Raw genomic sequence first — 13,104 nt, forward strand, 5'->3', positions numbered from 1 at the left:
TACGCCGGGCGCCTCTTTTTTTTGTGCGGTCGTCGCTCGGGAACGACGAGATTCGAGTTTTGCCGACGGCTACTCGCACTTCTGCTGCAGAAGTCGGGTTTCGTCGGCCCAGCTGGCTTAGAACGGGTGCAGGCGCGAGCTGATCAGCGGCGCGATCTTTTCCGCCATGTATGCGTGCCCTGCATCGGTCGGGTGGACGCCGTCCTTGCCGATCAACTCGGGCTTCCCGGCGAACCAGCGCTGGGCGATCGGGTCGACGAACGTCGCCCCGGCCAGATCGGCCTGGTAGCTCAACACGTCGCGAATGCGCAGCACCTCCGGCGGCGGAGTCGTCGTCGGCCACGGCGGCCCGATGACGAGCAATTCGGCCGAACGGGCGATCTGGCGCGCCAGCCGCAGCGTGCCGTACATCGCGATCGACAGCCTCGTCGGATCGACCTGCATGTCGTTGCGCGACCCGAAGAACACCACCAGCGCGTCATCGGGTTTGACTGCTCGGACCGTCAGGTCCTCGAACACGCCCCCGCGATTGCCCCGCGTGCAGTAGCCCGCGCCGCCCTCGGCGGCAACCGTCGGGGTCACCGCGATGCCGTGCTCGGTCAGCTCCTCCCAGACCTGCGGCGTCCAGCCCTCAGGACCGTTGCCGCCCTGGTCGCTTCCCGTGGTGTAGGAGTCCCCGATCACCGCGACGCGATTACGTGCGAAGTCTGTGAACTTCACGTCATGTTGCTGAACCTCGGGGACATGCCCATACGCGGAACCGAAGAGCACAGCGAGGGAAACCGCAACTGTCAGAACGCGACTCACTTCACCAGCCTAGAATTGGTGGATTCAATTGCCCCGACGACTCGCCGCTGAGCCGGACCGTCAGCCGGCCCGTGCCGCGACGGACTGAAGCCTACCGGGACCCGAGTCCGAAGGTACGCCGGCGCGTCTTCCGTCGGGCTCGATCATGCGCCGCATCCACCGCCGGGCGGGCTCCTCCACGGCGTGATACATCACCGCAGACGCGATTCCGGCGAACACGATCAGCCCGAGAACGACGAGCTTGGCCCACCAACTCGGGACCAATTGAATGCTGAACTGCAGCACAGCCCAGTTCCACATGGTGTGCACGATCTCGTGGACCATGTACAACCCGAACGAGATGTGACCGAGGTACACCATGACGCGCGTGGACAGCAGCGCGGGCAGCGTGCCTGCGCCGACCGACAGCGTGATCACCAGCGGCACGAAGAGGACGTCGACGAGGCCGCCCGCATCGATCATCTCTCCCGGCGGCCACGTGTCGAGGAGGTAGAGGCCGCCGACGATGGCTCCGCCCAGCAGCAGCGACGTCCACCCAGCCGCCTTGCGAGACCGGTCGGACAGCACCAGTTTGCGCACCGCCGCGCAGGCCAGCGCGCCGGCGGTGAACTGCATGACGATGCGTGGCAGCCAGCTCCACGGTGTGTAGAACACGCCGTGAGCGAGCAGCAGCAGCGTGGGCGCCAAAGCGGCAGCCACCGCCAGCCAGATGAGTCCGCGCGCCCGGGTCGCCGACGCGATCCGGAAGATGATCAGCACGAGCCCGCCGAAGAGCAGGTAGGCCAGCCATTCGGCACTGATCGACCAGGCCGGCCCGTTCCAGCTCGAACCGTCGAAGTACGGCTGGAACCACAGCTGCACCAGGAAGAATTGTTTGAGCCAGTTCAAAGCGTTGAGTGACTCGATGACCGGGGGCGGCAGCGGAAACCCGCCGACGTAGAGCGTGAAGATGGCGAACGCCGCCGCGAGGTGCATCGTCACCAGGTACACCGGCCAGACGCGCGCCAGCCGCAGCCACAGGAACTTCAGGGTGTCGCGGGTCTTCCACGACTCGCCCATCCGGTCCAGGTAGTTCCACGTCAGCACGAAACCGCTGAGGATGAAGAACAGGTCGACACCCTGGGCGCCGGCATTCAGTATCGGTGCCAGTGCGCTGCTGAACCCCGGTGCCGCCTCGGCGACGATCGGACGGAAGTGGAAGAGCACCACCCAGAGCGCGGCCACGATGCGCAGGCCGGACAAAGCTCTGATCTCTCCGGTGCGCACACGACTCATTTCGTCAAGATTTCGATCGGCTTCCAGGCAGTTTCAGGCGGCAGTTTCGGCGACAAGTGAAAGGCCGGTCCCTGGAGGCCCCGCGAAACCGGCGACCGGTCGCAGGTTACCAGCGCCCGTACCCCCACAGCGGCCCGCAACGCCGCGCGTGGTGTTGCCCAACCGGCGTGACGCCCAGGTATTCTCCAGAAATTGTCAATCGAACATTTGGGCCCCCGCGGTGGGCGCGGGTCCGTAACGGTGCCGGGGAACATGTTTGTCCCGACTGACGGCGACACGTTGTCGCTGCTGCTCGTCGAGGACGATCGCGCCGACGCGATCCTCGTCGAAGAGATGATCGCCGACGCCGGTCTGGAGATCGACGTCATCTGGGCCGAGTCGATGGCCAGGGCCGAGCAGGAGATCGCCGTCGCCCGCCCCGATTGCATCCTCCTCGACCTCCATCTGCACGACACAGACGGAATCGATGGCCTGAACCGGATCGCCAAACAGGACGGCACCATCCCCGTGGTCGTGCTGACGGGACTCAACGATGAGCACTTCGGCGTCTCGGCGGTGTCGGCGGGCGCGCAGGACTACCTCGTCAAGGACCGCGTCGACCCCGAGATGCTGCGGCGGGCCGTGCTGTATGCGATCGAGCGCAAGCGCGCCGAGCTGACCGCCGTGGACCTGCACGCGAGCCAGCTGCGGGCCCAGGAGAACGCCCGGCTCGAGCGCGGCCTGCTGCCTTCGCCGCTGCTGCTCGACAACCCCGGCGTCGAGATCGTCAGCCAGTACCGGCCCAGCCGGGAGAACGCCCTGCTCGGCGGCGACTTCTACGACTTCGTCCAGACGCCGGACCGGACGGTGCACGTGATGATCGGCGACGTGTCCGGGCACGGGGCCGACGAGGCGGCGCTCGGCGTGGCGTTGCGCATCGCGTGGCGCACGCTGACCTTCGCCGGGCTGTACGGCTCGGACCGGATGAACCAGCTGGAGCGGATTCTGCGTGCCGAGCGTGCCGGCCGGGGCATCTTCGCGACGGTGCTCAGCCTGCGTATACCGCCCTCGGGATCGATGATCAGCGCGGTGCGCGCCGGGCACCCGGGAATGCTGCTGCACGGTGGAGGCACGGTGGACTGGGTCGAGCCGCCGGGTGGTCCCGCGCTGGGCCTGCACGGCAGGGACTGGCTGCCTCAGCAGGTCGAGCTCCCGCACGGCAAGGGTCTCGTGCTGCTCACTGACGGACTTTTCGAAGGGCACATTGGCCGCGGCAACGAACGCCTCGGCGAGGCGGGGCTGCTGGAGCTGGCGCGCTCGATCGCGCACCTGCCGGGCCGCGCCTTCGTCGACGCGCTGATCAACGCGGTCGAGGAACGCGCCGCGTCCGACGGCGGCATCAGCGACGACATCGCCGTCGTCCGGGTAGAACGGACGCTGCCCTCGTGAGCCCCGATCAGCGGGGGGCGCGCGCCCTGACAGTGCAGGGCTGGCAATACCTGGTGCTGTCGGTCATGGGTTTGGTGGTGCTGATCGGAGGCATTGCTGTCGCGATGTTGCTCAATCGCACCGACCAGGTGACGGCGCAACTGCTCGAACAGATCGGGCCTTCGCGCATTGCCGCCTATCAATTGCAGGCTGCGTTGCGCGATCAGGAGACCGCGGTGCGTGGTTACGTGATCGCCGCGGACCAGCAGTTCCTGGTCCCCTATCAAGACGGTGGCGCGGTCGAGCAGCAGGTGTCCGCCGATCTCAGATTGCTCGAACAGAACCGCCCCGACCTGCTCGAGAACCTCGATGCGATCGAAGAGGCCTCGGGATCCTGGCGCACGAATTACGCGGAACCGGCGATCGCCGCGGTAACGCCCGGTCGCCCAGGACCGCTCCCAGCCGAGCTCAATGCGGTCGGCAAGACCGAATTCGACCGGCTGCGTGCGCTTTTCGAAGTTCAGAATGCCAACTTGGTCGAGGCTCGCCAGCGTGCGGGTGACGACCTGGAACAGGCTCGCTCCCAGCGCAACGTGGTTCTGATCGCGATGCTCGTCGCATTCGGCGTGACCATCGCGCTCCTTGCCGTTGTGCTGCGCCGGGCGCTGGTCCGGCCGCTGGACAGCCTGGCCGCGGCCTGCCGGCGAATTGCTGGTGGGAACTTCGGCGAACGCATCGTCCCGCATGGACCGCGCGATATCCGGCTCATCAGCCTCGACGTCGAGTTCATGCGGCAGCGCATCGTCGAAGAACTCGAGCTGTCGCGCGCCGCCACGGAGTCGCTGGACCTGCAGGCCGAGGAACTGCGCCGGTCCAACGCCGAGCTCGAGCAGTTCGCCTATGTGGCGTCGCACGACCTTCAGGAACCCTTACGCAAAGTAGCCTCGTTCTGCCAGCTGCTGGAGAAGCGGTATGGCGACAAACTCGACGAAAGAGGTACCGAGTACATCGGTTTCGCCGTCGACGGCGCCAAACGCATGCAGATCCTCATCAATGATCTGTTGACGTTCTCGCGGGTCGGCAGGCTCAATTCGACCGAGACCGAGGTCGCCCTCGACGGCGCGCTGGACGGCGCACTGGGCAACCTCGCGACGGCGCTGGAGGAGTCGGGTGCGTCCGTCGAGCGGCCGGCTGACGGGTTGCCTATGGTCAAGGGTGACCCGACGTTGCTGGCGATGTTGTGGCAGAACCTGATTGGCAACGCGGTGAAGTTCCGGCGCGAGGGTGTCGAACCGCGCATCGTCATCGAGTGCGCGGCAAGCAACGGCGACGACGGCCAGAACTGGTCGTTCACGTTGACCGACAACGGAATCGGAATCGCACCCGAGTTCGCCGAGAAGGTCTTCGTGATCTTCCAGCGCCTGCATGGACGCGACGCCTACAGCGGTACGGGAATCGGCCTGGCCCTGTGTAAGAAGATCGTCGAGCACCACGGCGGAACCATCTGGATCGACACCGCCTACACCGAGGGCACGCGCTTCCGGTTCACTCTGCCGGTGTCGGCGGATGACAGCGCGGCCACCGTCCTGGAAGGATCGGAACCATGACACCGGCTGAACGCGCCATCGACGTCCTGCTCATCGAAGATGACCCCGGGGACGAGCTGATCACGCGGGAAGCATTCGAGCACAACAAGATCAAGAACACCTTGCACGTCGCGCACGACGGCGAGGAAGGTCTGGACTTCCTGTACCGCCGCGGCGCCTACCAGGACGCCCCGCGACCCGACCTGATCCTGCTGGATCTGAACCTTCCGAAGTACGACGGGCGGCAACTGCTCGAGCAGGTCAAATCCGATCCCGATCTCAGCCACATCCCGGTGGTCGTGCTGACCACATCGTCGGCCGAGGAAGACATTCTGCGCAGTTACAAGCTGCACGCGAATGCCTACGTCACCAAGCCTGTCGACCTCGACCAGTTCATGAATGCGGTGCGTCAGATCGACGAGTTCTTCGTGCAGGTGGTCCGGCTTCCCCAGTTCTGACATGGACGTGCCCCGCCCCGATGGGACCCTGCCGCATCTGGCCGACGTCACCCCGTCGGTACTCGCGGCATTGGGTGTCGCAGGCTTCGAGCCGAGGATCCCACTGCCCTACGACGCCCGCGGGGCCTGTGTGCTTCTCATCGACGGGCTGGGTGCTGAGCTGCTCGACGCGTACATCGACGACGCGCCCGTGCTCGCCGGCATGCGCGGGCCGACCTTGCAGGTCGGCTTTCCCGCCACGACGGCCGCTGGCCTGGCAGCGATCGGCACGGGGTGCCGCTCCGGAGAACACGGAATGGTCGGCATGACGTTTCGCCTGCCGGACGTCGGGGTGATCAATGCGCTGCGCTGGCGTCCGCATCCTTGGGGTGACGACCTGCGCGAGCGTGCGGTACCTGAGGAGGTGCAGCCGCGGCCGACGGTCTTCGAGAAAGCGGCGTCCACGGGGGTCGCGGTCAGCGTCATCTCCGGCGCCCAGTTCGCCGGTTCGGGGCTGACACGGGCGGCGCTGCGAGGCGGCACGTACGCCGGCGTGCACACCATGGGTGATCTGGCCGCAACCATCGGCTCGGTGATCGCTGACCGGGGTTTCTGCTACGGCTACCACGCCGACCTCGACCTGGTCGGTCATCTGCACGGCCCCGGTTCGGATGCCTGGCGGCTGCAGCTTCGGCAGGTCGACAAGCTCGTCGAGTCCATCGTCGATGGGCTGCCCGCCGGAGGGCTGCTCGCCGTCGTCGCCGACCACGGCATGGTCCATGTGGACGAGCACGTGATCGACCTCGACAGTTGTGATGTGCTTCACGCGGGCGCCGAGGCGATCGCCGGCGAGGTGCGTGCCCGTCACATCTATACGCGTGCCGGCGCACGTGAGGATGTGCTGGCGGCGTGGCGCGCAACCCTGGGCGATATGGCCTGGGTGGTCACCGGCGAGGAAGCGATTGAGGCGGGGTGGTTCGGCGAACGTGTGGCAGACACCGTGCGCCCGCGGATCGGCAACGTCGTGGCCGCCGCGACGGGGTCTGCGGGGATGCTGCGCCGCACCGTGGAGCCGGTCGAATCTTCGCTGGTAGGTCAGCACGGCTCGCTGACTTCGGCCGAGCAGCGGGTTCCCCTGCTTCTTGCGCACCGCTGACCGCCGTCACCGGCCGGCCCCCGACCGCCTCCGGCAAAGCCGTCGGCCATCGCACACCCACGTCGCAGCTGTACGTGATTGTGATCTGACGGTGTCGAAAATGTTTGCAATGCAGCATGTTTGACAGGCCGCGCGAGCAAGTTTTCCCCTACGCCCAATGCGCGCCGCGCGCAACACATTTCGTGACACACCTGAACCCGCGGCACGGATTGTGTGTGCCGTCACAGATTTTGGCCGTATTAGAGACCCTCTGCTAGCGTTCGGCCGCATGTTTGCTATCGCAACGCTCTTGACACTTGTCAACCAGGTGTCAGGCACTCCATACGTGGTCGGCGGAGACACTGCTGCCGGCACAGACTGTTCCGGTCTGGTGTCGTGGGTGACCAACGCCGCGACGGGCAGGCCGGTCTACGGCGACCGATTCCACACCGGAAACATCGAAAGCGCACTTCTCGCGCGCGGCTTCCAGTACGGCACGCAACCGGGCGCCCTCGTCGTCGGGTGGAACGGCGGCCACACCGCCGTGACGCTGCCCGACGGCACCCCGGTGTCCTCGGGCGAAGGTGGCGGCGTGAAGGTCGGCGGCGGCGGGGCCTACCAGGACCAGTTCACCAATCACATGTTCCTGCCGATGCCCGCGAACGTTCCTCCCGTGCCCGATCCGATGATGGCACCGCCCATCAACCAGCTCCCGCCACCGATGGCGCCCCCTCCGCCGCCCGGAGCGCCGGTCGTCCTCGCCGGCCAGGAGATGCCGCTGCCCCCCGGCGCTCCGCTGCCCCCGCCGCCGATCGGTGCGCCGATCCCCCCACCTCCGCCCGGCATGCCGCTTCCGCCTCCCCCGCCGGCCTAGACCGGGCGGGCGATAGCGTCTGTGCCGTGATCGTCCTGCTACCGCCGTCGGAGACCAAGCGTCCCGGCGGAGACGGCCCGGCCCTGTCGTTGGACTCGATGAGCTCACCCGCGCTGAACGCGACACGAAACGAGGTCGTCGCCGATCTGGTCGCTTTGGCCGCCGACCGGCCGGCCTCCCGCAAGGCGCTCGGCATCTCTGCGTCCCAGGACGCCGAGATCGATCGCAACGCGGCGCTGCGCTCGGCGCCGACACTGCCCGCGATCCACCGCTACACCGGTGTCCTCTACGACGCCCTGGACGTGGGGTCGCTGCGGGGTGCCGCCGCGCAGCGGGCGCAGTCCCGGCTTGCGGTGGTGTCCGCGCTGTTCGGGTTGATCCGGGCGGACGACCGCATCCCCGCCTACCGGCTCTCGGCCGGATCGAAACTGCCGGGCCGTCCGACGATGGCGGCACGGTGGAAGCCCGACCTCGAGCCCGTCCTGTCCGGCGTCGCCGAGGGTGAGGTCGTCATCGATCTGCGGTCCGGCTCCTACGCAGCACTGGGCAAGGTGCCCGGCGCCGTCACCGTCGACGTCGTGGCCGAGCACCCCGATGGCCGGCGCACCACCGTCAGCCACTTCAACAAAGCGCACAAGGGCCGACTGGCCCGCGCACTCGTCAGCACCCGATCGGAACCGGCCGATGCCTCGGCGGTCGCTGCGGTGGCGCGTCGCGCCGACATGCGCGTCGAACGACGCGACAACCACCTGACCGTCGTCGTGCCGGCCTGACTCGGCCTGCGCTCAGAACTCGATGATCATGTCCGAGGTGTAGAACTCCTCCGGGTTCTGCGAGAACGCGTTCGGCCGGGTGACGGATGCCCAGACCCCGGTAGCCCACGACTCGATAGGGCCACGCACCGTGGTCCTGCCCGTGCCCCCGGCATCGGTCATGAGGCCCGCGACGGACACCCCGGGATCGCCGGCGTTGCAGCTGCGCGACGAGTCGCGGGGCATCTGGATCAGCTTGACGTCGTAGTGCGTGTTGGGCGCGCCGGTCACCAGCACGACATCGGCGACGATCTCACCACCCGCGATCCGCACGTCGGCGGTGGCGCGCGCGTAATACCCGCCGCCGCGGTACTGGAATTGGCTGAAGTCGCACCGGCGCTGTATCTGGCTGAACGGCAGGGACACCGGCGCCGCGGTCGCGCCCTGTTCTGCCGCCGCGATTCCGGGGTTCCCGCCAACCAGTCCAGCGCTCAGCAAGGCGGCGACAACAGCGGCGGCAAAAGCGGTGCGATGCATAGGGCAAGGCTAGATGGGGTTGTCAGACTGCGGGCGAATACGCTCGCGTCGGCAGCCTGCAGCTGCTCCCGTTGACGCACCTGTGCGGACGCGGGACACTTCGCCCCGATGTCGACATTCTGGGTCTACGCCCGCATACAGCTGATGATGTTCGTCTTCGGCATCGTCGGGCCGATCTTCCTTTTCGGATACTTCCTCGCCCAGCCCGATCCCACTCTGCGGTGGATGTACTGGTGGGGGCTCTTCATCACCTTCGGCGACATACTCATCGCCCTGCAGATGACCGAGTCGGTGGTGCGCAAGGATCGCGAAGCCGCCGAGAAAGCCGACAGGTACCGCCGGGGCCTGGAACGCTGACCCCATGGGACACCCGGGCTACGCGCCGCCCCCCCGGCAGCACCTCAGCGGTCGGCCGCCGACCTCGTGGTCTCGATCGTCGTCCTGCTGCTGACGGTCCTGTTCGGCGCCGCCGCGGCCTTCTTCGGAGTGTTCTCCCTCGCGTTCCTCGACCACTGCCCGCCGGAAACCTGCAGCGTCGACGGCGCCGTCGAGGCGGTGTTCACGTCCTTGGCAGCCGCGGCGGGTATCCCTCTGGTCGGACTGATCGTCACCGTCGTCGCGCTGATCCGGCGAAAAACCGTGTGGCCCCTTCGCCGTTGGCACCCTCCTGTTATGCGCGCTCTCGGTGTCCATCGGGATCGTGGGGTACTCCGCTGCCGTAGGCTGAGCCGACGAGTTGCCGGTGACCCCTGCTGGCTGCATGATCCGCGTCATGGACACATCCTCGGCGTTCGCGCTGTCAGACATCGATGCGGTCGGCCAGGCTGCGCTGGCAGCCGCCGGTGAGGTCACCGCCGCCGACCTCCTCGACGCCGCGATCATCCGACTGGAAGCGGGGCGCGCCCTCAACGCGGTCGTCACCGACCTGTTCGATCGGGCCCGCACCCAAGCCCGCGCTCTCGACGAATCCGGGATTCTGCGGACCGGTGATGCAGGAGTGCTCGCGGGAGTTCCCTTCTTGCTCAAAGACCTTGGCGCCTCACTGGCCGGTGCTCACGAGGCCATGGGTTCGCGCGCACTGCGGGCGCACGTCGCAACTGAAACGTCGTGGATCGTCGAGCGCTACCTCGAGGCCGGCCTCGTCGTGTTCGGCAAGACCAACACTCCCGAATGGGGCAATCACTGCACCACCGAACCGTCGCTGTTCGGCGCGACCGCCAATCCGTGGTCACCCGACATCACGCCTGGCGGTTCCAGCGGCGGATCCGCCGCGGCCGTCGCCGCCGGCATCGTCCCCGCGGCCTCCGGTGGCGACGGGACCGGATCCATTCGGGTGCCCGCCGCGTGCTGCGGGCTCGTCGGCCTCAAACCGCGGCGCGGCCGCACCTCCTTCGCACCCGGCGCCGGACACGGCCTGGAGGGCTTGGTGAACGAGCACGCCCTCACCCGGACCGTGCGGGACAGCGCAGCCCTGCTCGACGCTGTCACCGGCGTCGGCATCGGCGACCCGTACTCGGCTCCGCTGCCGGCGGAGCGGTTTCTCGACGCCATCACGAAAGAACCTTTGCCGCAACGCATCACAATCGCCACCGGATCGCCGTTCCCCGGACCGGCCACCGATTCCGCGGTCGTGGCCGCTGTCGAGAAAGTCGGCACAGTCCTGCAGGGACTGGGGCATTCGGTGGTCCCCGGCGCCCCCACGATCGACGCCGATGCCGTCGCCGACGCGATCGCCGTCCTCCACACCGTCAGCAACGCGCAACTGTTCGACCTGGCCTGCCAGACCCTCGGGCGCGAACCCGAGGAGGACGAATTCGAGCCCAGCACATGGGAGATGGTGCGTGAGGGGTTCACCACCACCGGCACCGAGTACGCGAACGCCATCGACGCGGTGCACGCGCAGACGCGCCGCTTCGCGACCCAGATGTCGGAGTCCGACGTGCTGCTGGTGCCCACCCTGCTGACCGCTCCCCCGCCCTACGGCCTGCTCGACCAGCCCCGCGGAAGCACCCGCGCCTTCTTCGACGTCGAGTTCGCCACCACGGGGTGGACGTCCCTGGCCAACGTCACCGGATGGGCCGCGACCTCGCTGCCGCTCGGTGTCACTGACGACGGCCTGCCGATCGGTGTCCAGCTCATGGCGCCGGACGAGACGATCCTGCTGAAGCTGGCCGCGCAACTGGAAACGGCGTTACCGTGGGCCGACCGCCGACCACCGGGCTGGGTCAGCGGCTGATGCGACGGAGGGCGTGCATGCTGCGAGACATTCGGGAACTCACCGATTCGCCGCAGGAGTACGCCGACGAACTCCGGCGCCGCTGGGGTGGGCTGCTCAGCTACCGCTACATCGGCCGCAGCCACGCCTCGATGGATCTCGGCGAAGAGGACAACACCGTCTCGCTCCGCCGCGACATGCGCGACGGCGCGGGCGGCGTCCTCCTCGCGGTGTTCGGGATCTCGGCGCCCGAGAGCGGCCACATGTCCGATCTGGAAGCGGTGCCCAACCCCGTCATCCACTCCTGCCAGATCCTCGACCCCGGCGTCGGGGTCGAGCGCATCGAGATCATCTCCGAGGAGCTGCGCCGCGGCAGGCAGATGGGGTACAGCCGGGCCACGATCGTCGACGCCGACAACCCAGCCAGGGTGCTCGCCCTGATCGAGGGCCAAGGCGTCAGCATCGGCGTGCCGCCCGAAGGCTTGGAGAAGATGGAGGCCAACCCGCTCGACATCGTCGACTCGCCGGAGCTGCCGCCGCTGTGGGAGGTGTTCGGCGCCCGGCTGCGCACCGACGGCCGCTGGGCACTGCCTGAACTGTCCGTCGACGTCGCCTCGCCCGACGCGGCGCTGCACATCGGACCGCAGTTCGTGGCGTTGGAGACCGCAGCCCGCCATCGCGCCGCCGAGATGACGGGATCGACCCGGCTGCACGGCGTCTCGTCGCACGTCATGTTCGTCGCTCGCGGCAAGGCAGGCCCGTTCCGACTCGAAACCGAACCGATGCCCGGCGCCGCGGGCCACATAGCGGTCCGGGTGACGATGCACGACGAAGGAGCCGACGACCGGCTGACCACCGTGGCGTCCTATCTATTTCGTGCGAGCGAATCAAGCGCTTGAGATACGCGTGGGACACTTCTGCGCATGGCACTGGACATCGCTCGTCCCAAGCTCGAAGGCAACGTCCTCGTCGGATCCGACCGCCAACTAGGGTTTGCCGAATTCGGTGACCCCCAGGGCCGGGCGATCTTCTGGTTGCACGGCACCCCCGGCGCCCGCCGCCAGATTCCCGTCGAGGCCCGCATCTACGCCGAGAAGAACGCAATCCGGCTGATCGGTGTCGACCGTCCCGGCATCGGTTCGTCCACCCCGTTCGAGTACGGGAAGGTCATCGATTTCGCCGACGACCTCCGCGTCATCGCCGACACGCTCGGCATCGACAAGATGGAGATCATCGGGCTCTCCGGCGGCGGCCCCTACACGCTGGGCTGCGCCGCCGCGATGCCCGACCGTGTGGTGGCCGTCGGCATCCTCGGCGGCGTCGCGCCGACCCGCGGAGCCGACGGTATCGGCGGCGGCGTGATGGGCAAGGTCGGGATTCCCGTCGCGCCGTTGCTGGAGCATGTCGGCTCACCGCTGAGCTTTGTCGCCACCGGTCTGATCCGGCTGATCAAACCGGTTGCCGAGCCCGCGCTCTACCTCTATGCCAGCATCTCGCCCGAAGGCGATCGCCGGTTGCTGGTGCGTCCCGAATTCAAGGCGATGTTCCTCGATGACCTGCTCAACGGCAGCCGCAAGCAACTCGCCGCCCCGTTCGCCGACGTCGTCGTCTTCGCGCGCGACTGGGGATTCCGGCTCGACGAGGTCAAGGTGCCGGTGCGCTGGTGGCACGGCGACTGCGACCACATCGTGCCGTTCGAGCACGGCAAGCATGTCGTCGCGCTGCTGCCCGACGCCGAGTTCTACCCGCTACCCGGCGAGAGCCACCTCGGTGGCCTGGGTGAGGCCGAGGCGATCATGGCCGCGATGAACGAGCTGTGGGATACCAGCAACCAGCACTGACAAGGCGTGACTAGCGCTTCAGCCAGCCCGTCACGGTCGACAGGTCTTTGGTGAAGGTCTGCATCAAGTCGTCGTGGTAGAGCGTGCCGCCACTGATGGCCGCGTCGCCCTGCCACACGACATGCACGCGGACCACGCCCTTGTCGAAATAGTCGCTGCGCTCGGCCGCACGGTGATTCCATCCGGTCTCTTCGGCGAGCGCCGAGACGGCCTGCCGCTCGTCGGTGTCAACCATGGG

At 67.6% G+C, this 13,104-nt stretch carries 15 protein-coding genes; 10 read left to right on the plus strand and 5 right to left on the minus strand.

The features are described from left to right. Nucleotides 1–117: 117 nt before the first annotated feature. Complete coding sequence (locus tag P9A17_RS19180) at nt 118–807, minus strand: GDSL lipase (protein ID WP_278040283.1); 690 nt, start codon at nt 805–807, stop codon at nt 118–120. A gap of 60 nt (nt 808–867) precedes the next feature. After that, on the minus strand, nt 868–2,082 hold the full coding sequence (locus P9A17_RS19185) for an acyltransferase (protein WP_278040284.1): 1,215 nt from the start codon (nt 2,080–2,082) through the stop codon (nt 868–870). Nucleotides 2,083–2,334: 252 nt separating this feature from the next. On the opposite strand from P9A17_RS19185, the gene P9A17_RS19190 reads away from it, so the two are divergent. The 6 genes from P9A17_RS19190 to yaaA all read left to right on the plus strand — a co-directional run bounded on the left by P9A17_RS19190 (nt 2,335) and on the right by yaaA (nt 8,294). Beyond that, on the plus strand, nt 2,335–3,510 hold the full coding sequence (locus tag P9A17_RS19190) for a SpoIIE family protein phosphatase (protein WP_278040285.1): 1,176 nt from the start codon (nt 2,335–2,337) through the stop codon (nt 3,508–3,510). Next, entirely contained in the window at nt 3,507–5,096 is a 1,590-nt protein-coding gene (locus P9A17_RS19195; protein WP_278040286.1) for a sensor histidine kinase, read from the plus strand. The genes P9A17_RS19190 and P9A17_RS19195 overlap by 4 nt, the downstream gene beginning before the upstream one ends. Continuing rightward, the gene (locus P9A17_RS19200) at nt 5,093–5,533 is read left to right on the plus strand and encodes a response regulator (RefSeq protein WP_278040287.1); all 441 of its coding nucleotides are present in this window, start codon (nt 5,093–5,095) and stop codon (nt 5,531–5,533) included. The genes P9A17_RS19195 and P9A17_RS19200 overlap by 4 nt, the downstream gene beginning before the upstream one ends. Before the next feature lies 1 nt (nt 5,534). Next, on the plus strand, nt 5,535–6,668 hold the full coding sequence (locus P9A17_RS19205; protein WP_278040288.1) for an alkaline phosphatase family protein: 1,134 nt from the start codon (nt 5,535–5,537) through the stop codon (nt 6,666–6,668). 268 nt (nt 6,669–6,936) lie between these two features. After that, a complete protein-coding gene (locus P9A17_RS19210) occupies nt 6,937–7,521 on the plus strand; it encodes an NlpC/P60 family protein (protein ID WP_278040289.1) in 585 nt (194 codons plus the stop codon). A gap of 26 nt (nt 7,522–7,547) precedes the next feature. Beyond that, the gene (gene yaaA, locus P9A17_RS19215; RefSeq protein WP_278040290.1) at nt 7,548–8,294 is read left to right on the plus strand and encodes a peroxide stress protein YaaA; all 747 of its coding nucleotides are present in this window, start codon (nt 7,548–7,550) and stop codon (nt 8,292–8,294) included. A 12-nt stretch (nt 8,295–8,306) separates the two neighbouring features. Here the strand turns inward: yaaA and P9A17_RS19220 are convergent, their stop codons facing one another. Beyond that, nucleotides 8,307–8,810, minus strand: a complete 504-nt coding sequence (locus tag P9A17_RS19220) for a hypothetical protein (protein ID WP_278040291.1) — start codon at nt 8,808–8,810, stop codon at nt 8,307–8,309. A gap of 108 nt (nt 8,811–8,918) precedes the next feature. Here P9A17_RS19220 and P9A17_RS19225 point away from each other — a divergent pair, with 108 nt between their 5' ends. Continuing rightward, entirely contained in the window at nt 8,919–9,167 is a 249-nt protein-coding gene (locus tag P9A17_RS19225) for a hypothetical protein (RefSeq protein WP_278040292.1), read from the plus strand. Between the two features lie 18 nt (nt 9,168–9,185). Here the strand turns inward: P9A17_RS19225 and P9A17_RS33235 are convergent, their stop codons facing one another. After that, entirely contained in the window at nt 9,186–9,584 is a 399-nt protein-coding gene (locus P9A17_RS33235; RefSeq protein ID WP_347403847.1) for a hypothetical protein, read from the minus strand. Between P9A17_RS33235 and P9A17_RS19235 the strand changes: the two genes are divergently transcribed. The 3 genes from P9A17_RS19235 to P9A17_RS19245 are packed head-to-tail and all read left to right on the plus strand — an operon-like array spanning nt 9,583 to nt 12,866. Further along, nucleotides 9,583–11,046, plus strand: a complete 1,464-nt coding sequence (locus tag P9A17_RS19235) for an amidase (protein WP_278040293.1) — start codon at nt 9,583–9,585, stop codon at nt 11,044–11,046. The genes P9A17_RS33235 and P9A17_RS19235 overlap by 2 nt on opposite strands. Nucleotides 11,047–11,063: 17 nt before the next feature. Beyond that, nucleotides 11,064–11,924, plus strand: coding sequence for a hypothetical protein (locus P9A17_RS19240; RefSeq protein ID WP_278040294.1), 861 nt, complete (start codon nt 11,064–11,066; stop codon nt 11,922–11,924). A 24-nt stretch (nt 11,925–11,948) separates the two neighbouring features. Then, complete coding sequence (locus P9A17_RS19245; protein ID WP_278040295.1) at nt 11,949–12,866, plus strand: alpha/beta hydrolase; 918 nt, start codon at nt 11,949–11,951, stop codon at nt 12,864–12,866. A 10-nt stretch (nt 12,867–12,876) separates the two neighbouring features. On the opposite strand, the gene P9A17_RS19250 is transcribed toward P9A17_RS19245, so the two are convergent. Further along, nucleotides 12,877–13,101, minus strand: coding sequence for a hypothetical protein (locus tag P9A17_RS19250; protein ID WP_278040296.1), 225 nt, complete (start codon nt 13,099–13,101; stop codon nt 12,877–12,879). Nucleotides 13,102–13,104 lie beyond the last annotated feature (3 nt).

It is taken from the genome of Mycobacterium sp. 236(2023) (genome assembly GCF_029623955.1).
GTDB lineage: Bacteria > Actinomycetota > Actinomycetes > Mycobacteriales > Mycobacteriaceae > Mycobacterium.

Coding starts and splice junctions, on each gene's coding strand:
- P9A17_RS19185 (WP_278040284.1), bottom strand. CDS start 2,082: ATGAGTCGTGTGCGCACCGGAGAGATCAGAGCTTTGTCCGGCCTGCGC.
- P9A17_RS19200 (WP_278040287.1), top strand. CDS start 5,093: ATGACACCGGCTGAACGCGCCATCGACGTCCTGCTCATCGAAGATGAC.
- P9A17_RS19245 (WP_278040295.1), top strand. CDS start 11,949: ATGGCACTGGACATCGCTCGTCCCAAGCTCGAAGGCAACGTCCTCGTC.
- P9A17_RS19235 (WP_278040293.1), top strand. CDS start 9,583: ATGGACACATCCTCGGCGTTCGCGCTGTCAGACATCGATGCGGTCGGC.
- P9A17_RS33235 (WP_347403847.1), bottom strand. CDS start 9,584: ATGACGCGGATCATGCAGCCAGCAGGGGTCACCGGCAACTCGTCGGCT.
- P9A17_RS19220 (WP_278040291.1), bottom strand. CDS start 8,810: ATGCATCGCACCGCTTTTGCCGCCGCTGTTGTCGCCGCCTTGCTGAGC.
- P9A17_RS19210 (WP_278040289.1), top strand. CDS start 6,937: ATGTTTGCTATCGCAACGCTCTTGACACTTGTCAACCAGGTGTCAGGC.
- P9A17_RS19205 (WP_278040288.1), top strand. CDS start 5,535: ATGGACGTGCCCCGCCCCGATGGGACCCTGCCGCATCTGGCCGACGTC.
- P9A17_RS19190 (WP_278040285.1), top strand. CDS start 2,335: ATGTTTGTCCCGACTGACGGCGACACGTTGTCGCTGCTGCTCGTCGAG.
- P9A17_RS19240 (WP_278040294.1), top strand. CDS start 11,064: ATGCTGCGAGACATTCGGGAACTCACCGATTCGCCGCAGGAGTACGCC.
- P9A17_RS19250 (WP_278040296.1), bottom strand. CDS start 13,101: ATGGTTGACACCGACGAGCGGCAGGCCGTCTCGGCGCTCGCCGAAGAG.
- P9A17_RS19225 (WP_278040292.1), top strand. CDS start 8,919: ATGTCGACATTCTGGGTCTACGCCCGCATACAGCTGATGATGTTCGTC.